The following is a 24685-nucleotide window of genomic DNA, read 5'->3' as shown; positions in this document are numbered from 1 at the left end:
ATTACCTGGGAACTGAAATAGATATTGTATTTACACAAAAACTATTAGCTTTTGCAACACTTAAAATAGGATACTCTCATATGTTTGCCTCTGATTCTATGGAAATACTTAAAGGAGTACCTGAACCTGCGGATAATCAATTTTGGGGATGGGCTATGCTAGTCGTAAAACCAAACTTCTTAAAATGGAGCCCAAAGGCAATTGAATAATTGTTATAGAGTTAAACAAAAGAAAGATTTAAAAAGAGTAATCAATACTGATGCTCTTTTTTTATTTAATAAAACTAAACCATTGTTGAAACAAAGGCCCAAGTATTGGAACAGTTTTTTGTTCTTCTCGTATTGCTGTTATAAGTCCAAAAACCCATAGAACAAGAATAAACACATAAAATGAAGTAGATATTGGCCAGGAATCAAAAATACTAACCAATGCTCCTAATATGTAAAATGAAATATTAACTCCTAACGCTTGCCTTAAATGAAAGTTAGTAAATTGATTTTTACTGCCTTGATTCATAAAAAAAGCTATAATTGTACCAATTATAGTGATATAAGCTACTATAGCTGCTGTTTTTCCTTGTTTTGCGTAATCAGATTCCATGATTAATGAATTATTAATTTATGATCTACTTCAATATCATTTTTCCATTAGCAATAATACCATAGGTTTCTCCTAATATATTTTTTCCAACTAGAGCGCAATTTTTAGAAGTAGATAAGATCTGTTTTTCAGTAAATATAGCATCATTTTTAGAATTAAATAAAGATAAGTCAGCTTTATTACCCTTATCTATTATTGTATTTTTTATTCCAAATATTGACTTGCCATTAGTAAGCATATCTACTGTTTTTTCTATACCCAACAAATGATTAAGTATACCGAAAGCGCTTTCTAATCCGATAGTTCCGTACTTTGCATTATCAAACTCCACTTTTTTGTGTTCTATATCCATAGGTCTATGATCACTTGTAACCATATCTATAGTTCCGTCTTCTACGCCTTTTATTAATGCATCTACATCTTTTTGTATTCGAAGTGGAGGTAATACCTTATAATTGGTATCAAATGTATCCAGTTCCTTATCAGTTAATACAAGATGATGAACCGTTGTACTACAACTTATGTGTAATCCCTTAGCTTTTGCTTCTCGTATCAACTCAACAGATTTAGCCGTCGATATTGTTGGAATATGTAATTTTCCTCCAGTATATTCTAACAAAAATAAATCTCTTGCAATTTGTAATTCTTCTGCTAAAGCAGGAATTCCTTTTAATCCTAATAATGTACTTTGTTCTTCTTCATTGACCATTCCTTTTCCCGCGATATTATTTTCCTGAGGGAAAGACATCACTAAACCATCAAAGTTTTGAGCATAAAGTAGTGCTATTTTTAATAAATTAGGGTTTTGTATCGCTTTTTTATAATCTCCAAAGGCAATTGCGCCAGCTTGTTGCATGTCAAAAAGCTCTGCCATATCTTTTCCAGCTGATTGAGTAGTTAAAGCTCCGATGGGATATAGAGATACAGCATGATTCTGTGCTTTTCCTTTAAGAAAACTAATAGATGCACTATTATCAATAACAGGAAAAGTATTTGGATGTAATCCTATAGCAGTAAAACCACTTTTTGCAGCAACCTGTAGTCCATTATCTATTGTCTCTCGCTCTTCATATCCAGGTTCACCAAAACAAACACTACTATCAAACCATCCTTGTGAAACATGTAAATTGTTCAATGCTATTTCTTCTACACTGTCAGAGGCTTTTATGGCAGCATTTATGTCTGCAATGATGCCATTTTCAATCAAAATATCAACCGTTTTATTATGAAAAGGTGACGCAGGATCAATTATAGTAGCAGCCTTTAGTAAGAAGTTCATTTTAGGTATTTTAATAGTAATATTTCAATTAATAAGAATATCAGCGCAAAAATAACAAACCATTTCCAAAGTTCATTAACACTGGTCTCTTCTTTTATTTGATCAAAAAGCTCAGTTACAGAATCACTAACCTGATATTCTTTTGTTGTATTTAGATTATAGTACTGTAAATCACTTTCTAGGCTATTATAGTTATAGCTTACATGTTGAATAGTATTGTCTTTGTTTTCTAAGCTGTAAATTCCAGATTTTGTAGGAACTTCATCAGTTGTTATTCTTACTTTAGTAGCAAAGCTTTGTTGTAAGGGGATAATCTTTTCTTGATCAGAAACCAATGATAATATTCCGTCTTGACCTAGAGATATAGGTACATCATAAGAATTGGTCTGACCAATGGTATAGGATATATCTGTATGTTGCAAACTAAGTTTTCCAATATTATATAATGTAGGAACGATAAGTGGTGAATTCTTAAAATTAGAGTTCTCACGATTTATCGCCGCTGTAAAAACATATAATGAATTCGTTTTATATAAGAATGGAGTATTATCTTCAAAGGACAGTATTGTACCAGAGGAAGTACTTGTATAATAAGTATTCACTTTTGGATACTGAAAATTAGTCACACTTTTATCAAATACTCCTCGATATAAAGGATGTGAAAAATTGATGGTTGTTATTTTCTTTTCCTGTTTCTTTTCTTCAATAAATCCTTGATTAGAATATCCAGTGATGAACTGTTGATAGGAAGTTATATCGCCGTCGGTAGCAGGAATAAAACAAATAGTTCCTCCTTGATTAGCAAAAGATCTTAAAGCATTAATTAAAGAAATAGGAATTTGTTTTACTTCGTTTATAATAACCAAATTTGCATTGTTGAGATCATTATAATTAAGTTCATTAACAGAACTACTACTCAAAGAAAATTCATCCGAAGTAAATATGTTTTTGATAAAACTATCATTGGCCTCATTAATAGCCACAACCTTAATCTTCTCTGGAGTATTAATTGTAAAATACCTTGAGTTATCAAATGTAATTGCTGGATCTTCTATAGTTACACGCCCATTAATTTTGGTGTTTTCATCTAATCGAAATTCAGTTTGAGTAGTACCATTTTCAGGAATTGTGACAGCAGTTTTAGCGATTAGTTTATCATTGTTATATAATGCAATGGATATATTTTCTGTAGAAACTTCGGTATTACTCAGTACGGTATTAAGCATTAACTCATTATTCTTATTACGCTGCAAATACAAACTATCGATAGCTATATTTTGTCTTGTAACAGGTTTTAGTTGTACTAAATGAATTTTGGAGTCTGAGTTTTTTGGTAAACTAAATACGTTTTCTTTTTGCTGAAAATCAGAGATTATAATCACTCGTTTGATTGTCTCTGAAGACGAGCTTAATAATTGTTTAGCTTTAAGATAAACTGCAGCATACGAAAGTTGATTAGAAGAATATTCTATCTGCAACAAATCATTAAGGATATCACTTTTAGAAACATCGATAAAAGTTTCTGTATTTGTAAATAGAGATATGGTTTCCTCTTCTGGAAGATCACTCAAAATTTCTTGGACTGCACGTTTCAAAAGTGGTCCTTTAGAACCTTTAGCCTGCATACTAAAAGAATTATCCAGATAGATTGCTGTTTCACTTTTCTTACCAACAATTTCTTCCAGAGCTATAAAAGGCTGTGCAAAAGCAATAATAATTGCAGCTAATGCCAACAAACGGGTCAAAAGGGTAAGCCATTTTTTAATTTGTGAGCTTTTGCGAGTTTGTATCGTTGCAGATTTAAGGAACTGTACATTGGTAAAATCTACCTTTTGAAAACGCCTTAGTTGAAATAAATGAACTAAAATGGGAATGATAAGAGCAAAAAGAACGTAAAGAAATTCTGGGTGTTTAAACTGCATTCTTTATAATTGGGATTAATCTCTTTGATTATCAGTTGATTTCATTTTTTAAACTTTTAACTTGTAAATAAATACTTGAAAAACGTGTAAAAATGAATAAGTGTTTTTTATAATAATGCAGTAAATATAGTAATTTTAAATTGCTTTTTTTATGATTTTATGCTGAGCTCAACAAGAAGAAGAGCTAAACTAATATTCTATGATATTATACATATACTTAGTGAATTGATATCATATATAAAAAGTGTTGATAAAGAAATATGGAAATAAAAAGACGATAACAAAATCGTAGTATAAGAAGTAATTAGATTATCCCATGATATTTTATAAAAACTAGTGTTCTTAACTCCTAAAACTTTAATCTTTTTGGCAAATCTTTGACACATAAATTTTCTTATAATATTTTAGTAAGAGTTTAACTATTCATTAAAAGATATAACGCTTTTTTCTAATTAATTTTGATTGCAAACGGGTTCGTTATTCAATGTATAAGTTGAAACCTTAGAGCCTTTCTTACAGAGTGTATTCAATAGATTTTTCGTTTTTAATTATTTTCATTTTAGATATTTAACAAGATGAGAACATTATGCCCTAACAAGAAAAACAAATAATAATTTTAGATAAAGAGCATAAGGTTTTGCCAATAAGATGTAAACCGTGAGCGTCTTTAAAATTATTGCGGTATAATTTAATTTTTTTATTATGTTAAAAAAACTCTTAAAACTCAGCGAAACTCAGCAATTGAGCAAAAATGAACAACGAACAATTAATGGAGGAGGAGCAAGAATTCCTTCCGCTTGTACTTATCCGGGGGCACCTCCATTTGGTGGGCCATGTTTTTGTTTTGTAGATGGACAAGTTTGTAGAGTACAGGAAGACTTTATCTGTCTGGATGGAATTGACCCTATCTGCCCAAATTTCTGATATCGAGGTCCACTAATATTTCAATGAAATTTATGACTAAGAAAATGCAAGCCGAGAAAAGTAATCTCGGCTTTTTTTCTTAGATAGTATACAAGCAGATTTTTAAATAGAGAGTTACTATCTAAGATGCGTAAAGTATATCCTAAAAATATGATGTACATTTGCACATTCATTCAGAAATGGCATTTTCATATACATTGTTATTTCTTAAACAATTTATATGTCATTCAATACATTAGGATTTTCCAATGCATTATTAAAAGCAATTAATAAAAAAGGATATACTACACCTTCTCCCATACAGGAAAAGGCAATTCCTCCAATTTTAGAAAAAAAAGATGTTTTAGCGTCTGCACAAACCGGAACAGGTAAAACAGCTGGATTTACATTACCTCTATTACAATTACTATCTCAAGGACAAAAATTAAGAAAAAGACCTGTTAGAGCCCTTGTATTAACACCAACCAGAGAATTAGCAGCTCAGATATTGGATAATGTAAAAGCGTATAGTGAGTTTTTAGATTTGAGATCTATGGTGATATTTGGAGGAGTAAATGCAAATCCTCAAATTCGAGCTTTAAGGAGTGGAGTTGATATATTAGTAGCTACTCCAGGACGTTTATTGGATTTACATAATCAAAGGGCACTTTCTCTGGCAAATATTGAGATTCTTGTTTTGGATGAGGCTGATCGTATGCTTGATATGGGATTTCAAAGAGATCTTAACAAAATATTGAAATTATTACCGGCCAAACGACAAAACTTATTGTTTTCGGCAACGTTTTCAAAAGAGATTAAACAATTGGCTAATGGGATACTAAATCACCCTGTTTGGGTTGAAGCAACACCAGAAAACACTACAGCAGAAAAGGTTGACCAAAAAATATACAGGGTGGATCAAAAAAGGAAATCAGAACTTATTATCAAGTTTATCTCAGAGGGAAACTGGAAACAAGTATTGGTTTTTACCCGAACAAAACATGGGGCAAATCGATTAAGTGAAAAAATGGTAAAAAGTGGTATAAGTGCTGCAGCTATTCACGGAAATAAGAGTCAAGGAGCAAGGACTAAAGCTCTTGGAGGGTTTAAGAAAGGGACTATTAGAGTGTTGGTAGCAACAGATATTGCTGCTCGTGGGTTAGATATTCCTTTATTACCACATGTGGTAAATTTTGAATTGCCAAACATTTCTGAAGATTATGTACATAGAATAGGACGAACCGGAAGAGCAGGAGCTAGCGGAGAAGCAATTTCACTGGTGTGCCAAGATGAATTAAGTTATGTGCGTGGCATAGAGAAGTTACTTGGAGAAAAATTACAAAGTGAAGTGGTCGAAGGATTTGAACCTACTACAAGTTTTGAAAACACAAAACCTGCTTCAAAAAATAGATCATACAATAAACCTAAGCCAAAAGGTAATAACAGAAATTATAAAAGAAGATCAAGAAGGTAATTGTATTTATAAATAAAGTCTTGAGAGATTAAAATGATAATGGCTAGATTAATTGAAGTACCAAAATCATAAATAGTATTCACAGAAACGGAATTAAAAATTCTTTTAATAAACTTCGGAAAGAATAATAAAACATAAATAAGTACGAATATGTACTAATACTTTACAAATATATACTAGATCATTTTTGTAAATGTATCATTATCTAAATTTATTATTGTTTTAAAATATTTTCTAATGAATTTAAACAAAGTTGTATTTGTACTTTTGTCACTTACTATTGTATCCTGTTTTGATTTATCATCTATAACACAAACTGAATATTTTACGGTTACTTCTAAGCATCTATCTATGATTGAAAACGAAGAAGAGAATAATTACATCGTTGATACTTTACAAATCAATAAAACATTGGCAAAACCAAGTACAGATAAAATTTGGGAATTGTCTAATTTTAAATGTATTACACCAATAAATTATACTTTAAACGAGACGACTTCTGGGGTCTTTAAAATAAGCTTGGGAGATGCTCTAATCACTAATGATGATCCAGATTTTTTTAGAATCGAAATCGAAGATACTAATGTTGAGGATATGGTATTTCAAGATTATTCTAATTTCTTTTACATAAATACTGATAAAGGCTCGATCACTATAAAAAAGATTATACAAGGCTTACAATCAAGTGCGAAACAAAACAAAATTTTTTATTCGGATGATAAAAGCTTTGTTATTTATGGAGATAGTAGAAATTTTAATGTAATTCACCTTAATTACCTTGAAGAATTAAGAAAAATGGAGGTTTTTATCAATTATCAAAAATCTGGTCCTTTTTCTGATCTTTCTTCTCGAGATTTATTCACTCTAGCTTTATCAAAATTAAGGATGGCTAGAAATTTTCATATCGTGAAAAGTATTGATGAGGAAGAGAACTGGAGTCATATAACATCTACATTGACGAGATATCATAGAAAATTAGCTAATCTAGCTTTTGAAACCATAAAAAGTACTTCAAAGGAAATAGCTCCCGAAAAAAATATTGAAATAAATGTACCAGATTTTGATATGAAGATTAACGTTTATAGAGGTGAAAAAGTTGATACAATCCAACAGGATTTTAAAAAATTAAAAATCTCCAAAACAATTGATCTAAGATTAAACACTTTTTTTCAAAATGCAACCACAAAACTTCTAAGTACAACATATACGGGATCAGAATTAAAATTGTTACAAAAAGAAACAAATACTTTTATTATTGGGGATGATCAAAGGAAAAGGCTGTTTTGTTTCTATAATATTGATAACACACCTATTTTGATTCGTGTTACAGATGAGTATGAATACTCTGACTCTGATGACAATTTAGATTTGTATTTTGAAATGTTTAAAAAATTAGAAAAAGGCTTTGATACATTCTACTAACAAGCTATAAAAAATGAAATATAAAGCCTTATTATTACTTAAATTGATCTCTTCTTGATCATACCTCCTCTAGTATCATTAATACTATGCATAATAACAAAAGCGTTAGGATCTATCTTTTCGATCTCTCTATTCAATTTACTAATTTCTAGTCGGGTTACTACAGTATATAGAATATCTATCTCATTCATATGACCATGATTTCCATATCCTTGTTTTCCTTGATATATGGTTACTCCTCGTCTCATGGTATGAGTAATCATATCCATTATTTTTGTGTTATGTTCAGAAATAATAGTAACTCCAGTGTATTCTTCAATACCTTCAATTACAAAATCCAAAGTCTTAGAAGCAGCAAGATAGGTGAGCATTGAGTATAGAGCTGTTTCTATAGATAGAAGGTAGGCAGCAGCAGAGAAGATAATTACATTGATAATAGTAATGGCATCCCCAACCGTTGTTCCTAATTTTTTACTCATAAAAATAGCTAATACTTCAGTACCATCTAATACACCCCCTCCTCGCACAGAAAGTCCGATTCCGGCACCAAGAAAAAAACCTCCAAAAACAGAAACTAATAATTTATCTTGAGTAACCTCAGGAAAGTCAATGAGCAAAAGAGACAATGCCAATCCTGATATTGCAATAGTTGCTCGTATGGCAAATCGTTTTCCTATCACTTTAAATCCTAGAAATATAAAAGGTATATTGATGACCACTATAAGGATATAGAGTGGGATAGATGTAATTTCAGAAACAAGTAATGATATTCCAGTAACACCTCCATCAATAAACATATTAGGTAATAAAAAACTTTCCAGACCAAAAGCAGCAGAAATTACACCTAAAACGATCAGAAAGACGTCTTTAAACAGGGAAATTAGGGTTACTCTGAGTTTTTGAGATGTTTGATCAAAATCAGACTGTAAATCTGGATCATTTTTTTTAAGCTTTTGTATAATAAAAGCCTTGATGATTCTACGTTTCCATATTGAATTCATAGGCTTTAAGAATAATTGTTTTTAGCTAATAATTGAGACGTATGATCGTGTTTTGTTCATATATAAAGCTACGTAACCTTTTTATTCTTAAACCTAATTTTAACAAAGCTTTGGGCATAAAAAAAGGACGAAAAATTTGATTCCGTCCTTTTTTGATTTTTTATTATGTTCTATTAGAAGATATAGTATCCAACAGATATCTGAAAAGCAGAGTTTTTAGCTTCTACATTATCGATAACGTCTGTAAAACCAAAGTTATAACGTAGCTGACCAAAAAATGGTCCAAATTCTACTCCAGCACCTACAGCACCACTAAGGTCAAAACTTTCTGGATCACCAACTTCAAAATCGTCATTAACTACAAAACCAAATTGAGGTCCGGCTTCTACACTAAAAATTTTAGCAAATTTAAGTTTTACAAGGACAGGAAGGTTTAGATAATCAATATCTGTATCTTCTATTCCTTGCGCAGAATACAAAAGTTCAGGTTGCAGAGCAATAGTTTCTGCAAGACTAACTTGCAAAACGGCACCAATGTGGTATCCTGTTCTTCCATCCAAATTATCATTTACATCATCACCATTGAGCGTAGCAAAATTTACCCCACCCTTAAAACCGAATTTGATGTCTTGTGCATTTGAAGATACTGAAAAACTAATTACTGCAATTGCTAATAAAAAAAGCTTTTTCATAATTGTAAATTTAAGGTTTGTTTAAATCCAAAGATAGGAACTTAAACCTTAATTAAATGTTAAATGTAGCTTGTTTGAGTTATTTTTAGCTGTTATTTTTGAATTTTATCGATATAATTTTGAAACAAAGATTGTTGTATATTCGCAGGAAATTCAAGATTATAATCCGCATTGCAACACGAATTCACTATACAAGTTTCTCCAGAGATTGCCGCAAATCCTAATCGGTTAAAGACTACAGTATCCAAAAAAAATAATATTCCTCTACAGGAAATTAAATATATACAAGTCTTAAAACGTTCTATAGATGCAAGACAAAGAGCAATTAAGGTTAATCTAAAACTAAAAGTTTTTGTACAAGAAGAATTTGTAGATTCAAGTATCGAACTACCAGAATATCCTTTTGTATCCAATGCTCCAGAAGTTGTAATTATTGGTGCAGGTCCAGCTGGTTTATTTGCTGCATTGAGATGTATAGAATTAGGATGTAAACCTATCGTTTTAGAACGAGGTAAAGATGTTAGAACACGCCGTAGAGACTTAAAAGCAATTAATAGAGACCATATTGTTGATGAAGATTCTAACTATTGTTTCGGCGAGGGAGGCGCAGGAACATATAGTGATGGGAAATTGTATACTAGATCTAAAAAAAGAGGTGATGTTAACCGTATTTTAGAACTTTTGGTTGCTTTTGGAGCCACAGACCAAATTCTTGTAGAAGCACATCCTCATATCGGAACAAATAAACTACCTGGTATTATAGCTGCAATACGTGAAAAGATAATAGAAAGAGGAGGAGAAATACATTTTGAAACTCGTGTTATTGATTTTGAAATTAGGAACTCAGAAATTAATGGGGTTACATTATTAGGTGGTAGTACTATAGCTACTAATAAATTGATTTTGGCAACCGGACACTCTGCAAGAGATATTTTTGAACTATTATATCATAAACAAATAGAGATCGAAGCAAAACCCTTTGCTTTGGGAGTACGTGTAGAGCATTCGCAGCAATTAATAGATCAAATCCAGTATAAATGTGAAGTGCGAAGTCCATATTTGCCTCCTTCACCATATAGTATTGTTAAGCAAGTTAGAGGCAGAGGCATGTATTCTTTTTGTATGTGTCCTGGAGGAGTTATTGCTCCTTGTGCAACCAGTCCGGGAGAAGTAGTCACCAATGGCTGGTCTCCTTCAAAAAGAGACCAACCTACGGCTAATAGTGGTATTGTTATAGAACTTAGAATGGAAGATTTTAAACCATTTTCTAATTATGGGCCATTATCTGGAATGTATTTTCAAAAAAGTATTGAACAGCAAGCATGGAAAGTAGGAGGGAGAACTCAACGAGTTCCTGCGCAAAGGTTAATAGATATGGTTGAAGGAAAGGTATCATCAAACCTTCCAGTAACATCATATAAGCCTGGTTTAACATCTGTAGATATGAATGCTGTATTTCCAGAATTTATTCATGATACTTTAAAGGATGGTTTTAAAGCTTTTGATAAAAGTATGCGTGGGTACCTTACTAATGAAGCTGTTGTACACGCTCCAGAATCACGTACCTCCTCTCCAGTTCGTATTCCAAGAGATTGGAAAACATTAGAGCACTTACAAATTAAAGGATTGTATCCTTGTGGCGAAGGAGCCGGATATGCAGGAGGTATAATTTCGGCAGCAATTGATGGAGAAAAATGTGCAGCAGCTTGTGTTGCAACAATAAAAGCATAATAAAATATGAAATGTAATTATGTGTCTATGAAGTCCAGATTATGGATTTACTGTATTTTGTTTTTAAGTATACTGGTTTTTTCATGCAAAGAAAATAACGATAGACAAGCTATTGAAAAAACTGAAGATACAGAAAATGCTATCGATTTTGGTGAAGAAGAAACTAATGAAAAACTGGTGGTCATTGCTAAACAAGGATTAGTAATAAGGGATGAACCTGGGTTGACTGGTTATAAAATAGGGAAATTTGAGTATTTAAGTGAAGTAGAGGTAATTGAAGTAACAGATCAAGTATTAGAGCTTAAAGACGAGAATACAGTTATAAAAGGAAATTGGGTAAAAGTAGTTTTTGAAGCATATAAAAGTGCATATGTTTTTGATGGTTTTCTTAAGACCAAAGATGAATTGAAAGCAAGTAATGCTAGTTATCAATTTAAAGTAGCTAATGTAAAAATGGCTACTAATTTATTATCTACAGTAAATTGCAAAGTAGCAGTCCAAAAGGCTATAGGAAAAGAAGTCTATTTTTTACCTGAAGAATCAGAAAAAAAAGAGCTTGTATATTCTGGAAATAATATTTTTTTAGAAACGGTACAATTAGCATATGATTCTCACAGGCCATTAGTACTTTCACCAGATATTATTTGGTTAGCTATTGCTCAAGGTTTCTCTTGTCATGTTAATGAGAATTTTAAAACATTAGAAGATAAAATTTTTGTGACTGATAAACCCGATAAAATAAAATGTAGAGAAGATTCTTTAAGCAAAGGAGCAAAACATTGGGGTAAATTGGTTTCATCATTATCTAATGAAACCAAAAAGTATACTCAGAAAAATTTGTATAAGGCTATGGTGCCGAATTTTTCGACAACTACATCTTTAGAAACTACTTCTTTTGAAGTAACATTGTTAGAAAGCTTTGAACAAGCATTTGAATATGTTGGTGAGACGGGCTGTGGGATTCCGTATATAACAATAGAAGGTATTCCTGAAGATTGGGGAAAAATATATGCAAATATAGATAACCTTAAAGGATATGGGCTGGATGATTGGATAGATCAATTAAAACCTGTTTTACAAGAATTTGAAAATGCGTCCAAAGGTGAGATCAATACGGTTTTTTGGAAAGATATATATAAAAATGCTAGTGAATATGGTGCTTTTTATATTTCGGGATGGATTGTTAAGTTTTTTCCCTATATAAAAACATTAGAAAGTGATGTTACAGGTTCTTATGATCCAGAAACGGGTATGACTAAAGTAAAAGAAGTATACATAAAGAATCCTTTTTATAAGGATAATGATTATTTGATGTCTACATTATCTACAGACGATTTTCCTTCAGGATTTTCTCAGATTGATATACTGTGGAATGATTATTTCAATGATAAAACTATAGATATAGAAGTTTACGCAGGATTTTTGGGAATATCTCAATCTTCTGATATCTCATTAAAACCATATATAACGTATGCAATCTGTAAAAAAGATGCATCCATAATAGAGACAGAAACGGTATACAATTCGGGCGGTACTTCTCATGATTCTTATGAATATTGGATTCCTTATCCGGTTGAAAATAAATTAATAAAACAATTATCGGTATATGATATTAAGAAGCACAAAACAAATGATATCGCTATAGCATATATAAAGGAAAGTATACGATCAAAATTTGATGTTGATGGTGTCAAAATTGATTTTGTGGTTTTAACGAATGGAACAGTTACAGATATAAAAATTGAGAATAGTAAAGATGAACAACTATTGTCTGATATAAGGAAATATTTATATGATTTGCCTCAAAAATGGTTTCCAGCTTTAGCACCAATAGGTATAATCGATAATGATTGGGATCTTGAAACGGATACCAAAAAGTTAATGAAAGTGAATAGTAAAATTATTCTGGAATTTTAAATTTAATTTTTAAGCTCCTTTTTAATATAAAAAATGAAAAGAGCTAGTTTGGCTTTTGGATAGAAAATTCAAAAGTTGTTTGTATTTTTTCCTGAGAAGATACTTTTATCTCACCTCCAAGCTTTTTTACAAGCTTCTTAACTGTTGAAAGACCTATTCCATTACCTTTATTACCATTCCTGTCAGTATGGTTAGCTATAGTAAAAAGATCAAAAATCACCTCTAATTTATTATTTGGAATCCCCATTCCATTATCGGTTATCTTGAAATGATAAAAAATATCATCCTCTTTAGTTTCGATAGATACAATAATTTGTTCTTTATCATTGTACTTAATACTATTTCCGATAAGATTAAAAAAGATTTGTTTTAGCGCAAGCTTGTTCGATTCTAAAATTGGATTTTCTTTTGGGAAATTAATAGTAAAATCTGGTTTAATACTAAGTAAACTAACAATTTCCTGAAGTAAATCGTTTAGAACAAATTTTTCGGGTTTATGATTGATGAGACTTTCACTTTCATAGTGCTCAAGAATATCACCTATATAATTGCTCATTGAAAACGATGAGATTTTAATGTATTCAAAGTATTCTAAGCTTTCAGAATCCAGTTTGTCTCCAAGTTTAAGTTTTAATAAATCTGTAGATGTAATAACATTAGCCAATGGCATTTTGAGATCATGAGATATTACTCTGGCAAATTCTCGTAAAGAATCATTACGTTTTTTTAGTTTGGACTGCATATACTCAAGATCTCTATTCTTTTTGTTTAGTTCAAAAAGCATGATTACCTGATTGGCAAGAGATTTAAGTGCTTCTATTTGTTTTTGAGAAAGCTTTTTGGGTTTACTGTCAATAACACATAACGTACCTAAAGCAAAACCATCTTTATCTACCAAGGGAATTCCTGCATAAAAGATTACAATTTTATCAACTTCGGTGAGAGGGTTATTACAGAAGCGAGGATCTTTACGAGCATCTTCAACAATTAATGGTTTATAGGGGTCCAGAATGGCATGCGCACAGAAAGACACAGCTCTTGGTGTTTCACAAATAGCTAAACCATATTTAGACTTAAACCATTGCCTATCTTTATCTACAAGAGAAATTAATGCTATTTCTGCATCACATAGAAATGAGGCAAGTGTAGTAATCTCGTCAAATTCTTTTTCGAATTCTGTATCAAGAATATTTAGTGAATGTAAAGCTTCAAGTCTGAGCTTTTCATTTGTTGGTTTTGCAGCTTCTGTCATCCTCGTCATAGAATTGATTTAGAACCATTCAATTCTTAATAAAATTAACAAAAATAACTTACATATTAAGAATTAATTAGCATTACGTACTTATTTTGTGTGATTACCGTAATACAGCTACATGATTTTATTATTTAAAAAAGTACTTTAATGAATTTGCTTAGAATGCTTAAGTTTATATAAAATATAACTCCCATACTAATCAATTAGTATAGGAGTTTACAATTACCTGATAGATATTAACAACAATTAATTTTCATATTTGGTTTGATCTTCTAAACTATTCATGAATGCAATAATATCTTTAATTTCTTCTTTTGAAAGATGCAATGGATCAGGAGGCAAAGTTTGGTATGTGGCATCGATTCCTATACCTGCACCACCTCCACGATTATAAAAGTCAAGTACTTCTTCTAATGTTTGGTATACTCCATTATGCATATATGGGCCAGTTTTACTCACATTTCTTACTGTTGAAGTTTTAAAAAAATGCTTTCTCTGTTCTGTTTTATATACATCATATCTTCCTAAATCTTCGCTAATAGTAGCATTGATTGTATCATTTTCTTTAGGCACTCCAATTAATTCGATCTCTGATTCTCTGTAGTTTGGAGGTACAGTACCATTAAAAATAGGAGCAAAGTGACATGTAGCACATTTAGCTTTTCCATTAAAAAGATTAAAACCATTAATCTCACTTTTGGTAAGGGTATTTTCTATCCCATTAATATTTTGATCAAATTTAGAATTAAAAGGGGCTAGACTTCTTATATAACTCGCAATAGCATTTCTTATCTGAGCGTTATTGACTTTTTGATTTTTAAAAACAGTATTAAATTCTTTGGGGTAACTACTATCTTGAGCGACTACTTTTCCCAAAGTTTCTAAGTCTGTATGAAATTCATTTTCATTTTCTACCACTGCTATGATTTGTCCTTCAAGGCTACCAGCTCTTTTGTCATAAAAAAATGCCTGTTGTAAACCAGAATAAAGAAGAGTAGGTGTATTACGGGTAACACCTGCACCTATTTTTAGACCATCGGTAAAAGCTTTATCAAGATGATGACAGGTAGCACAACTTATTTTTTTATCAGAAGATAAATTAGTGTCATAAAATAGCTTTTTACCAAGAGCTATTTTTTCTGGAGTTGTTTTTCCCGAGTTTCTATCCGCAAAATAGGTGTTATTGTAAGTGTTTGCAGAGAAAAGAGAAGTTGCGTCATTTTTTATTGCCAGCTCAAAAGGAAAACTAACGTTCCAGTCGGCAACTATTTTATTCCAAAGTTCTAATTGTTTATGCGTATGATTTTTTATAAAATCATAACGATTAAATGTATTGAAATCACCTTTTAAATCGCTAATTGATGCATCTATTTCTGTATTCCAATGATCAAATAATTTTTTATTCTTAAACTCCTTTTCAAAAATAGCTAAGTATGTTTTTAGACTTTGATATACAGTTTTGGATTCCTCTAAAGAATTCTCTAGAACTGGTGAGTCAAATCCAGTGATCCCTGTGAGAGATATTTGAATTATTGATTTCCTTAACAACCATAAGAAATGATATGTTTTTATGTGGTTAAAACTTATGTTTTTCTTTATTAATTTTAGTCGATTTGAAACCAAGTCCAAGTGCTTGTTTATTACAATAGTATCTATTTGTTCCGTAAAGATTTCTTCTTCTAAAACCTGATATCCACTTGGGTTTTTAATTTTGATATCGGTATAATCTTCCTCTTCGATTTTTAGAATATTAGGTTGATTTAAAAAACCATAATTTTCAATATCTAAAGAAGCTAAAATTGGCTCGGTTTTTTTAAAATATTTTCGTGATTTCAAAAAGTTTTTTTTAAGATCACCAGTATTCGTTCGGGCACTATCCAGAGTATTAATAGCCATTGTTATATCATCAATGAATTGTTCTTTCATTTGATTGTTATATGGTATTTTTTCTGGTGTTTTTACTTGTTCAGAACAAGAAGTAACGCTAATTATCGATATGATAAAGAGGCTTATCATAAAATAAGCCTCTTTATTAAGATTTAATGAAAATTGAGTCATATATTATCTTTCTAATCCTTTGATTACATATAGCATACTTCCTTCTTTTCGGCTATTTGCAACATCTGGATTTGCAGTTGGATCAGTAAATGGTACTCCATCAGCTCTTTCCCATCCATGATTTTGAGTAATCATAAGAAATGTATCATCGACATCGATAACATCAGAAATATCGATCATACCAGTGATTTCCCATATTCTATCTACACTACCATATCCAGAACCTGCAGCTTTAACTTGATCACATTCTAATACTACTTTTAATTCTCCTGTATTCAGATTGTATTGATATAATCTGGCATAGTGATTCGCAGCTGGTTTGAACCCTTGAATTCCGTTTGGATCTTCTTGTATATATGCGTAGTTTTCTGTTACTGTAATATTATCAGGGCTGTGGAAAGCTTCAGCTGTACCACCTACTTTATCACCATCTAATACACAAGTTATTTTACCAGCTCCGTATGGATTTCTACTATTTAATTCAACTTTATAAACTCTTCCAGAACGAGTTCCTTTTCCAATTAATCCAGGCTTATCTCTACCAGTCACAGCAAGATATACTTCTCGATTATTACTACTAAGTCCTCTTCTCCAGTCTATATCTTCTAATCTAGAGAATCCCATAACACCTTTTTCTTTGGCTTCAGCATCCAATAAGTCGATATCTTTTTCTTTTAATTCTACAAACTCCATATCATATGCAACACCTTCTTCCATATCCATTTCATAAGTAACATCTGGAGAAGTAACTTTTAGTCCGTATAATTTTCCTCCTTCTAAGTCTCCTTGTCTACCTACATACATTCCTAGTTGTCCAGAAGGAACTTCATTATTACTATTGTCATCTCCTATAAAAACTACTGTTTTTCCTGGATATGCACGTCTGCTAAGCGCTACGGCATTTTCTGTTGACCATTGTCCTAATGCTGGTAACATTCTTGGAGCAGAAGCTTCTGATGCATCTTTATATGGGTCAGTAGCAAAAACTCCTTTTGAGTTTCCTCCCCATTCACCTCCAGATAGGTATAAAGGACCAAAACCATGTACAGATGGAGTGATTAATGAGCCAGAACATTGCGCTGTATTAGCAGTTGCTAATGCATTAAGAATATGTTCTCCTTTGATTGGTTTGAATGTTTCATCTAGAGTAATTCTAGCCACAGAATAATCAGCCTCTATATTATTGATTAAGGTGAAAGTTCCATTTTTATTGCGAAGTAATCCAGCACCATCGGCCATAGATCCATACGTAAAATCCGGAATGTATGTATCTTCAGAAGATAATAGGTTATAAATTTCTATATCTGAAAATTCTGGAGTTTTTTCTACAAGAATAGGAGAAACAGAATGATTTTTTAGTTCAATTTTTCCTGTTGGTGGTTTAACTGGGCCGCTAAAATCATCATCGTCACAAGAAATAAGAACAGAAGCTAATATTAGATAAGCGAGAATAAAATAGTTTTTCATGATTGTGTGTGTTTTTTTGTTCACACAAATTTAACTCAGGCTCTATCTGAATTACTTTACGAAGATGTTTTATGTTTATTAAAGAAATATCACTAGAATGTTTACAACGTAAAATTAACATTACTCTTTAGAATGAATCTAAACTTAGAATTTTTCGAATACACCAAGACCAAATAATGCGTAATCATACTTAACTGGGTCCATAGGGTCTAATGTCCTAAGTTTTGTATCCAATTGTAACAATGCTTTTCCATCATTTTGTTTGCGTTTTAATAACCCCAGTTTTCGAGCTACATTTCCAGAATGTACATCCAATGGGCATGATAATTGAGAAGAAGAGAGCTTGTTCCATATTCCTAAATCAACACCAGCTTTAGCATCGCGTATCATCCACCGCAGAAACATATTAATGCGCTTAGCGGCAGAATTTTTATGAGGATCACTAATATGCTTTTCGGTTCTAGATTGATGGGGAAGACTAAAGAATTCTTTTTTAAATTCATGAATAGCATTTTGGAGTGTGTTTTCTGAAGCAAATTGCTTAAAAAAACTCTCCATGTCATCAAATTTAGTATATAAATAATGTAAAGCTGTAATAAAATAGGAGAGGTCTATATGATTAAAGGTGCGATGTACAAAACCTTCTAAGCTTTGCAGGTCATTTTCTGTATGACTCATAATAAAATCATGAGGACTATTCCCTAAGAGATTCATTAACCGATGAGCATTATTTAAAATACTTTTGCGATTTCCCCAGGAAATAGTGGCTGTTAAAAATCCCGATATTTCAATATCCTTTTTTTCTGTAAAGAGATGGGGTATCTGTACAGGATCGGTTTCTATAAATTTTGGTTGTTCATAGAAAGTAGCTTTCTCATCAAGAAATTCTTTAAGCTCGGTTTTATTTAACTTTTTCACCTGGATTATCCAACAATTTTACCATCCACCATGACCAGTTTTCTATCTGCCATATCAGCTAGTTCCTGGTTATGAGTTACAATTACAAAAGTTTGACCAAATTCGTCTCTAAGTTTAAAAAATAATTTATGTAGATTTTCTGCTGCTTCACTATCTAAGTTTCCAGAAGGTTCGTCTGCAAATATAACTTTTGGATTATTAATTAGTGCTCTCGCAACGGCTACACGTTGTTGTTCACCACCAGATAGTTCGCTAGGTTTGTGGTTGTAACGATGAGAAAGACCAAGAAAGTCTAAAAGCTCTTTTGCTCGTTTCTCTACTTCTGCCTTTGGAGTTTTCTTTATAAAAGCAGGGATACATACATTTTCCTGAGCAGTAAATTCTGGTAATAATTGATGAAACTGAAAGATAAACCCTAGCTGTTCATTTCTAAACTTTGAAAGTTGTTTCTGGGATAATGAATTAATATTTGATTCATTAATTAGTAAGTTACTTTTTTGTACTTCACTAACTCGATCTAATGTGCCCAAAATTTGTAATAATGTCGTTTTTCCTGCGCCAGAAGCACCAACAATTGATACAATCTCTCCCTGTTTGATATGAAGATCTACCCCTTTAAGTACATGAAGATCTCCATAATTTTTATGAATATTATTTGCCTTAATCATCTATTTTTTTGACTTGATGGAGTGAAAGTAATCAATATCCATAGAATCCCCAAGATTATCCTTTAGAAGAACGTTTTAAATTATTCACATCAAGAAAATATACTACTCTTAAAGATAATGTATGTTGTATAGGTTGGCTAAAAAGATTATCCAAACTTTGCGTATAATTTAGAGTAGATAATTCATCATCATTAAATATTTGATTGCGATAGAGTAGTGTAGCTTCACTACCTGGAGCAAAACGCCAATTAAAACTCAGGTCCAGGTTCCAGATATTAAAATTTGTATTAGGGTTGTTTTCTGATATGTCATAATTAGTGCGTGATCTTGAGCCATTTTCACTAAGAATAAAAAATACATTATCAGAATAGTCAGCTGTACTCCAAAAATTTCTAAAACGTAAATTGATTGCTTTAAAAGGATCAAAATTATAACTAGCACTAAGAGAGTTTTCTAAGGATATAATATCCCGTTGTCCCAGAAATACATCAACATCATTATCATCAATATACCCAAAGTTCTTAGGTCTGTTAAAGTATTCTGATCTCCAGATTAATAATAATTTATCTGAAAAACGGTATCTGGGAGAAATTTCTACTCTATAAATTTTTTGTGAATCTCCAAACCATTGTCTTGTACCTGCACTAATATCGTAAGCAAATTTTTTCCTGAAGTCAGACGAAACAAATATTCTTCCACCGGCACTAGGGCTGAATGTTACAAATCTTCCATCTACTCTAGGTTCAAAATAATCTTGATTCTTAGAATTATAAGATCCTCTGGCTCCTAAAGCAAAGCGTTCTCTAGTTACAAAAAAGGAGTTGAGTCCTATGGAGTTTTGGGTTTGTACACTAGGATCATATAAACGTTGATGTCTTGCAAAAACATTGATACGATACCTGTTAAAAATACCTTGAGGTTCAAAAATCTCATATGACGCATTAACTCTAAAATTATTAAAATTATTTCTAAAGTTTACCCCCAAGTCATTAACGTCATAGGTTTTATTCGCAAGATCATGGCCGAATCCATATCTAAACCTTCCTTTGATGCGATCAAAGTCAAGTTCTGAAGAAAAACCACCAATGTTTTCATCTGCCAGGTTTACCTGGCTTACGATCGTTCTTCCGGTTAAGCGATATGAATTCGCTTTATTGGCAAGGTTCCATGCTAAACCTGTTACATTAGCATCTCTAAATTTACTTCCATTACGGGTAACATTTGTATTGATTAATGAAATAGAAGAATTGTTATTAAACTGTTGATCCAAAACAAATATATTGTAGTTTGCCAAAGGTTCCACCACTTCATTACGGACAGAACCGGTAATTGTATCTGTAATTCGTACTTCTGTTTTTTCTGTTATTGCATTAAAAAAACCAATACCCAAATTACCATTAGTTCTTCCTGAAATTTTTAAAGCATTCAGTAAATTTATTTTTGAAGGAGTATCTTCTGCAACTTCATTTTCATTGAGATCATCATCTGATATAGATGATGAAGGACCTCCTCCAACTCTTCTGGAAAAGAAAATATCGCCTTTGTTGAACAGTTCTGTGCCTTCTGTAAAGAATTGTCTATTTTCTCCAAAAGTCTGTTCAAACGGCCCTAGATTAAGTCGGACTTCATCAAAAGAAGCTTGTCCAAAATCAGGAATTAATGTGGCATCCAAAGTAAAACTATCACTCAATCCATATTTTACATCCATTCCAGCGCTAAAATCAGTTTCAGTCTCTCCATCAAAATGAGAAACCAAACCTTGGACAAAAGGAAAAAAAGTAAGTCTAACAGGAGGATCTATATTCTCAACACCTTTTACCAGGCCATTGTATTGCGTTTGTTGTCCAACTTTATTATCAATAAAGTTCCAGGTATGTGTTTGGTTACGGCCTTGTAGTCTTCGATAAAAATTTATACTCCAATCTTGTACATCAACTTCAGGAAATCGTAATGCGTTATATGGAATTTTGAATTCTGCGTACCAGCCTTTTTCATCAAATGAAACTTTAGCTTCAAAAACTACATTATAACTAAAATCTTCATCAAATTGATCAGCTCTTGCATCTCCAATAGTTCCCGCACTGGTAATAAAAAATCGGGTTTCATTTATACCATCATTATACGTATTTATACCAATGCTAAAAAAATCGGCCTGAACAAATACATTATCTCGCTGACTAAATTGTTTTAACATTCTATTTACTTGATCATCATGTAAATATGCGGCAAAATAAACGGCTTTATTATCATAAGCCATTTTTACTTCAGATTGCAAGTTTTGAGGTATTTCTCCTTCATTTCCAGGTCTCCACATATGAAACCCTCCATTTGCCGGAATTGTTTTCCAAACATCATCATCTAGAATACCATCAATCTTGGGAGGATTACTAATTCTTTGGGCATTAATTTCTTTTCTTTCCTGTGCAAAAGAATGTAAAATAAAAAACAATAAAACTAATACACAAGTATTGGAGCGTAGTTGTAAATTCATGAAATCGTAATAAAAACCTTACTTTTTTGAGTTATGTGCAAAACTAACTTTGTATTAGGAGACGGCATACTAACGAAAAGTTAAAAAGAATAAAAAATGTTTAATATAGACGTATTTTTGTTAAACAAAAAAATGTTTTTAACATTACTATGGGAGAAAATACTACACAAATTGCAGTTTTAGCAGGAGGATGTTTTTGGTGTACAGAAGCTGTTTTTCAACGTTTAGAAGGAGTTAATCAAGTCATCTCTGGATATACAGGAGGAACCATTAAAAACCCGGCATATAGAGAGATTACAACAGGAAGAACTGGCCATGCAGAGGCTATTAAAGTTGAATATAATCCAGAACATATAAGCTATAAAGAACTATTAGAAATCTTTTTTGCTACTCATGACCCGACGACACTAAATCGTCAAGGAGCTGATAAAGGCACACAATATCGAAGTGCTATTTTTTATGTTGATAAGGATCAGGAAGAAATTGCGACAAAGATAATTGAAGAGTTAAATAAGGAGCGTATTTTTGATAATCCGATAGTAACAGAAGTTACCGAATTAGGACCATTTTATAATGCAGAAGAATATCATAGAAATTATTACAATCAAAACAGTAGTCAGGGATATTGTCAATTTGTAATTGATCCAAAACTTAACAAATTATATACTACCTTTAAAAACAAATTGAAAAAAGAAATAGAGAATTAAGTACTATGCCATATAAGAATTTTGAAGAATACAATATAAAAGTAACTGAAGAAGTAAAACAAAAATTTGAATCAATTATAGAAGACCTTGGAGAAGATGTAAATAGAGAAGGTATTGTTAAAACTCCAGAAAGAGCTGCTAAAGCTATGCAATTTCTTACCCAAGGATACCATCAAGACCCGGCAGAAATATTAAAAGGAGCAATGTTTAAAGAAGGTTATGATGATATGGTTATTGTAAAAGATATTGAGCTGTATTCATTATGTGAGCATCATATGTTGCCATTTTTTGGGAAAGCACATATCGCTTATATTCCTGATGGTCAAATTGTTGGTTTAAGTAAATTGCCAAGAATTGTTGATGTTTTTGCCAGAAGATTACAAGTACAGGAAAGATTAACACATGATATTCTTGAATGTATTAATGATACTCTTAAACCAAAAGGTGTAGCAGTGGTAATCGAAGCTTCTCATATGTGTATGATGATGAGAGGTGTACAAAAACAAAATTCTGTGACTACGACTTCAGGTTTTAGAGGGCAATTTGAAAAAATCGAAACCCGAACAGAGTTTTTAAGATTAATAACTGCCGATCTAGGATAATTATTTTTTGGAATACTCTTTGCTTTATTTATTGTATATTAAACCTAAAACAATTAAATGTATGGCAAAAGATAAGTACAAAAAATTAGGACTTAGTTTACTTTTTGACGGACTAGGAATGGTTAGCTATATAATTCCTGGAATTGGAGAATTTGCTGATGTATTATGGGCGCCCTTGGCGGGATGGCTTATGACAAGAATGTATAAAGGTAATATGGGTAAAGCAGCAGGGGTGTTTACTTTTGTAGAAGAAGCGCTACCTGGATTAGATGTTATACCATCTTTTACAATAATGTGGGTATATAGTTACGTAATTAAGAAAGAAAAAGTGAATAAAATTATCGATTTAGATATTTCTTAATCCTTGAAAAAACGAGCAAACCCCATTCTGCTTAACATTTTTTTCTCAAAATTCCAGAAAAATTTAAATTGGCCAAATATCCACCCTACTATAAGAAGCAGTACCTGATATATCGGAAAGACGAGTAGGATTCTAATAGGCCAATATATCCAACCATTGGTAGTTTCTTTGGATAAACTCAAAAATGAGAGTATAGGATCTGAGACTCTTGCAGCTGTTGAACCGGTAATAGCAAAAACCATAAAAATAGCAATGAGTTCCCATCTATAGTTGACACTCCATCTGGTTTCAAGAACACCAAAAAGTTTTAAAGTAATAAAAAGGAGTAGAGATGATAATAAAATTGTAATTGCAGAGAGCAAACCAAAGTAAATACTATCGGTTTTGGAGATATCTATCAACCCCAGAATATATTTTGCAATAAGATATCCCGAGAATATCAAGCTAAGTAATCCTAGCATTGGAAATATTAGTTGCCAACTAGATTTTATTTCCCATCGTTCTTTAAACTTTTGCATGGGGCAAAAATACAATTAAAGCTAAACTAAACAATATATTTTCTATAGTAAACTGATAAATTTTAGGTTAGGTAATTTAAAATCTATTACCTCTAGAAACAATAAATCTTTGTCGATAACGCTGTTCAAAAAACAAGAAGTAATTATAAAGAAGATAATTTACTTCGTATCCATAATGAATGTTAGGTTCATAATTAATTTGTTGAAAATATAAGTTTGCATTAAATCGTTGAGGTTGTAGTACTCGTTGATTAAACTCGTTAACATATATACGATTTCTGGATTCTAAAAAGTTTTCTCCATAAAACCCCCTGGGCCTTTGAGTGACAAGCCATGCATTAAATCCGGGTTCTATAATTATGATTTCATACTCTAAGCTATCATTTGCAATTCTTATGGTATCAGAACCTGTATCTGCAGAAGCTACATCCATGGTTTTGGTATCAGTAGAAGCACAGCCAATAATCAAAAAGGCTACTATGATGGTGTAAATAAGGCTTTTCATTATTCCAATTTATTTGAAATTACAAAAAAGCCGAAGAATTACCTTCGGCTTTAACCATTATTTAAGTGTCTTGTCCTAAAATAAGTTGACACAAAATTGACTTATTTATGAAACATTCAGAACAACCAAGGAAGAAGCGTACACAACGAGATTACAATTTAGGCTTTAAATTGGCAATAGTTGCCCAAGTTGAA

At 31.7% G+C, this 24685-nt stretch carries 21 protein-coding genes and 1 pseudogene; 9 read left to right on the top strand and 13 right to left on the bottom strand.

From position 1 onward, the window contains the following. Positions 1-209, top strand: a pseudogene (locus FOF46_RS27470) (alginate export family protein); the annotation flags it as partial. Between the two features lie 61 nt (positions 210-270). On the opposite strand, the gene FOF46_RS27465 reads toward FOF46_RS27470, so the two are convergent. Genes FOF46_RS27465 through FOF46_RS27455 form a run of 3 tightly spaced genes read right to left on the bottom strand, consistent with a single transcriptional unit; the run spans position 271 to position 3801 of the window. Continuing rightward, a complete protein-coding gene (locus FOF46_RS27465; protein ID WP_143918705.1) occupies positions 271-600 on the bottom strand; it encodes a DUF4870 domain-containing protein in 330 nt (109 codons plus the stop codon). Positions 601-625: 25 nt separating this feature from the next. Continuing rightward, entirely contained in the window at positions 626-1879 is a 1254-nt protein-coding gene (locus FOF46_RS27460; RefSeq protein WP_143918704.1) for a dihydroorotase, read from the bottom strand. Next, positions 1876-3801 carry a vWA domain-containing protein gene (locus FOF46_RS27455; RefSeq protein WP_109434878.1) on the bottom strand — a complete coding sequence of 642 codons (1926 nt, stop codon included), beginning with the start codon at positions 3799-3801 and terminating at the stop codon, positions 1876-1878. Before FOF46_RS27455 ends, FOF46_RS27460 begins: the two co-directional genes overlap by 4 nt. A 741-nt stretch (positions 3802-4542) precedes the next feature. On the opposite strand from FOF46_RS27455, the gene FOF46_RS27450 reads away from it, so the two are divergent. The 3 genes from FOF46_RS27450 to FOF46_RS27440 all read left to right on the top strand — a co-directional run bounded on the left by FOF46_RS27450 (position 4543) and on the right by FOF46_RS27440 (position 7600). Further along, positions 4543-4725 (top strand): hypothetical protein, encoded by a 183-nt coding sequence (locus FOF46_RS27450; protein ID WP_143918703.1) that lies wholly within the window; start codon positions 4543-4545, stop codon positions 4723-4725. Positions 4726-4945: 220 nt separating this feature from the next. Next, positions 4946-6178: a DEAD/DEAH box helicase gene (locus tag FOF46_RS27445; protein WP_143918702.1), complete on the top strand. Its 1233-nt coding sequence runs from the start codon at positions 4946-4948 to the stop codon at positions 6176-6178. Positions 6179-6415: 237 nt separating this feature from the next. After that, positions 6416-7600 (top strand): hypothetical protein, encoded by a 1185-nt coding sequence (locus FOF46_RS27440; protein WP_143918701.1) that lies wholly within the window; start codon positions 6416-6418, stop codon positions 7598-7600. A 38-nt stretch (positions 7601-7638) separates the two neighbouring features. On the opposite strand, the gene FOF46_RS27435 is transcribed toward FOF46_RS27440, so the two are convergent. Continuing rightward, entirely contained in the window at positions 7639-8601 is a 963-nt protein-coding gene (locus FOF46_RS27435) for a YitT family protein (RefSeq protein ID WP_143918700.1), read from the bottom strand. A gap of 173 nt (positions 8602-8774) precedes the next feature. Then, positions 8775-9293, bottom strand: coding sequence for a porin family protein (locus tag FOF46_RS27430; RefSeq protein ID WP_109434883.1), 519 nt, complete (start codon positions 9291-9293; stop codon positions 8775-8777). Positions 9294-9464: 171 nt separating this feature from the next. On the opposite strand from FOF46_RS27430, the gene FOF46_RS27425 reads away from it, so the two are divergent. Beyond that, positions 9465-11024, top strand: coding sequence for an NAD(P)/FAD-dependent oxidoreductase (locus FOF46_RS27425; RefSeq protein ID WP_143918699.1), 1560 nt, complete (start codon positions 9465-9467; stop codon positions 11022-11024). Between the two features lie 27 nt (positions 11025-11051). Continuing rightward, positions 11052-12941, top strand: a complete 1890-nt coding sequence (locus tag FOF46_RS27420; protein WP_167571966.1) for a DUF4419 domain-containing protein — start codon at positions 11052-11054, stop codon at positions 12939-12941. Between the two features lie 43 nt (positions 12942-12984). Here FOF46_RS27420 and FOF46_RS27415 read toward each other — a convergent pair whose 3' ends face one another. The 6 genes from FOF46_RS27415 to FOF46_RS27390 all read right to left on the bottom strand — a co-directional run bounded on the left by FOF46_RS27415 (position 12985) and on the right by FOF46_RS27390 (position 21798). After that, complete coding sequence (locus tag FOF46_RS27415) at positions 12985-14202, bottom strand: sensor histidine kinase (RefSeq protein WP_333925883.1); 1218 nt, start codon at positions 14200-14202, stop codon at positions 12985-12987. 240 nt (positions 14203-14442) lie between these two features. Next, entirely contained in the window at positions 14443-16254 is a 1812-nt protein-coding gene (locus FOF46_RS27410) for a cytochrome-c peroxidase (protein WP_143918697.1), read from the bottom strand. A gap of 3 nt (positions 16255-16257) precedes the next feature. After that, complete coding sequence (locus FOF46_RS27405) at positions 16258-17721, bottom strand: alkaline phosphatase PhoX (RefSeq protein ID WP_143918696.1); 1464 nt, start codon at positions 17719-17721, stop codon at positions 16258-16260. 144 nt (positions 17722-17865) lie between these two features. Continuing rightward, positions 17866-18639: a TIGR02757 family protein gene (locus FOF46_RS27400; protein ID WP_143918695.1), complete on the bottom strand. Its 774-nt coding sequence runs from the start codon at positions 18637-18639 to the stop codon at positions 17866-17868. A gap of 5 nt (positions 18640-18644) precedes the next feature. After that, entirely contained in the window at positions 18645-19307 is a 663-nt protein-coding gene (locus tag FOF46_RS27395; RefSeq protein WP_143918694.1) for an ABC transporter ATP-binding protein, read from the bottom strand. A gap of 55 nt (positions 19308-19362) precedes the next feature. Further along, positions 19363-21798, bottom strand: a complete 2436-nt coding sequence (locus FOF46_RS27390) for a DUF5916 domain-containing protein (RefSeq protein WP_143918693.1) — start codon at positions 21796-21798, stop codon at positions 19363-19365. Between the two features lie 149 nt (positions 21799-21947). Here FOF46_RS27390 and msrA point away from each other — a divergent pair, with 149 nt between their 5' ends. The 3 genes from msrA to FOF46_RS27375 all read left to right on the top strand — a co-directional run bounded on the left by msrA (position 21948) and on the right by FOF46_RS27375 (position 23468). Continuing rightward, complete coding sequence (gene msrA, locus FOF46_RS27385; RefSeq protein ID WP_143918692.1) at positions 21948-22505, top strand: peptide-methionine (S)-S-oxide reductase MsrA; 558 nt, start codon at positions 21948-21950, stop codon at positions 22503-22505. Positions 22506-22510: 5 nt separating this feature from the next. Continuing rightward, positions 22511-23107, top strand: coding sequence for a GTP cyclohydrolase I FolE (folE, locus tag FOF46_RS27380; protein WP_109434893.1), 597 nt, complete (start codon positions 22511-22513; stop codon positions 23105-23107). A 61-nt stretch (positions 23108-23168) separates the two neighbouring features. Beyond that, the gene (locus FOF46_RS27375; protein WP_109434894.1) at positions 23169-23468 is read left to right on the top strand and encodes a hypothetical protein; all 300 of its coding nucleotides are present in this window, start codon (positions 23169-23171) and stop codon (positions 23466-23468) included. Here FOF46_RS27375 and FOF46_RS27370 read toward each other — a convergent pair. Together FOF46_RS27370 and FOF46_RS27365 are read right to left on the bottom strand one after the other, a co-directional pair. Beyond that, positions 23465-23986, bottom strand: a complete 522-nt coding sequence (locus FOF46_RS27370) for a DUF6787 family protein (protein ID WP_109434895.1) — start codon at positions 23984-23986, stop codon at positions 23465-23467. The two genes, FOF46_RS27375 and FOF46_RS27370, sit on opposite strands and share 4 nt — an antisense overlap. 76 nt (positions 23987-24062) lie before the next feature. Then, positions 24063-24491, bottom strand: a complete 429-nt coding sequence (locus FOF46_RS27365; protein WP_109434896.1) for a DUF6146 family protein — start codon at positions 24489-24491, stop codon at positions 24063-24065. Between the last annotated feature and the right edge of the window lie 194 nt (positions 24492-24685).

The organism is Aquimarina algiphila, from assembly GCF_007489275.1.
Classification (GTDB): Bacteria; Bacteroidota; Bacteroidia; order Flavobacteriales; family Flavobacteriaceae; genus Aquimarina; species Aquimarina algiphila.
Note: the sequence above shows the minus strand (reverse complement) of the source record. Positions and strands in the feature narration are given on the sequence as shown.

Excerpts from the sequence above, each read along its gene's own strand:
- FOF46_RS27435 (WP_143918700.1), bottom strand. The coding sequence starts at position 8,601 with ATGAATTCAATATGGAAACGTAGAATCATCAAGGCTTTTATTATACAA.
- msrA (WP_143918692.1), top strand. The coding sequence starts at position 21,948 with ATGGGAGAAAATACTACACAAATTGCAGTTTTAGCAGGAGGATGTTTT.
- FOF46_RS27410 (WP_143918697.1), bottom strand. The coding sequence starts at position 16,254 with ATGACTCAATTTTCATTAAATCTTAATAAAGAGGCTTATTTTATGATA.
- FOF46_RS27405 (WP_143918696.1), bottom strand. The coding sequence starts at position 17,721 with ATGAAAAACTATTTTATTCTCGCTTATCTAATATTAGCTTCTGTTCTT.
- FOF46_RS27440 (WP_143918701.1), top strand. The coding sequence starts at position 6,416 with ATGAATTTAAACAAAGTTGTATTTGTACTTTTGTCACTTACTATTGTA.
- FOF46_RS27455 (WP_109434878.1), bottom strand. The coding sequence starts at position 3,801 with ATGCAGTTTAAACACCCAGAATTTCTTTACGTTCTTTTTGCTCTTATC.
- FOF46_RS27395 (WP_143918694.1), bottom strand. The coding sequence starts at position 19,307 with ATGATTAAGGCAAATAATATTCATAAAAATTATGGAGATCTTCATGTA.
- folE (WP_109434893.1), top strand. The coding sequence starts at position 22,511 with ATGCCATATAAGAATTTTGAAGAATACAATATAAAAGTAACTGAAGAA.
- FOF46_RS27465 (WP_143918705.1), bottom strand. The coding sequence starts at position 600 with ATGGAATCTGATTACGCAAAACAAGGAAAAACAGCAGCTATAGTAGCT.
- FOF46_RS27430 (WP_109434883.1), bottom strand. The coding sequence starts at position 9,293 with ATGAAAAAGCTTTTTTTATTAGCAATTGCAGTAATTAGTTTTTCAGTA.
- FOF46_RS27365 (WP_109434896.1), bottom strand. The coding sequence starts at position 24,491 with ATGAAAAGCCTTATTTACACCATCATAGTAGCCTTTTTGATTATTGGC.
- FOF46_RS27460 (WP_143918704.1), bottom strand. The coding sequence starts at position 1,879 with ATGAACTTCTTACTAAAGGCTGCTACTATAATTGATCCTGCGTCACCT.
- FOF46_RS27370 (WP_109434895.1), bottom strand. The coding sequence starts at position 23,986 with ATGCAAAAGTTTAAAGAACGATGGGAAATAAAATCTAGTTGGCAACTA.
- FOF46_RS27390 (WP_143918693.1), bottom strand. The coding sequence starts at position 21,798 with ATGAATTTACAACTACGCTCCAATACTTGTGTATTAGTTTTATTGTTT.
- FOF46_RS27445 (WP_143918702.1), top strand. The coding sequence starts at position 4,946 with ATGTCATTCAATACATTAGGATTTTCCAATGCATTATTAAAAGCAATT.
- FOF46_RS27420 (WP_167571966.1), top strand. The coding sequence starts at position 11,052 with ATGAAGTCCAGATTATGGATTTACTGTATTTTGTTTTTAAGTATACTG.
- FOF46_RS27415 (WP_333925883.1), bottom strand. The coding sequence starts at position 14,202 with ATGACGAGGATGACAGAAGCTGCAAAACCAACAAATGAAAAGCTCAGA.
- FOF46_RS27375 (WP_109434894.1), top strand. The coding sequence starts at position 23,169 with ATGGCAAAAGATAAGTACAAAAAATTAGGACTTAGTTTACTTTTTGAC.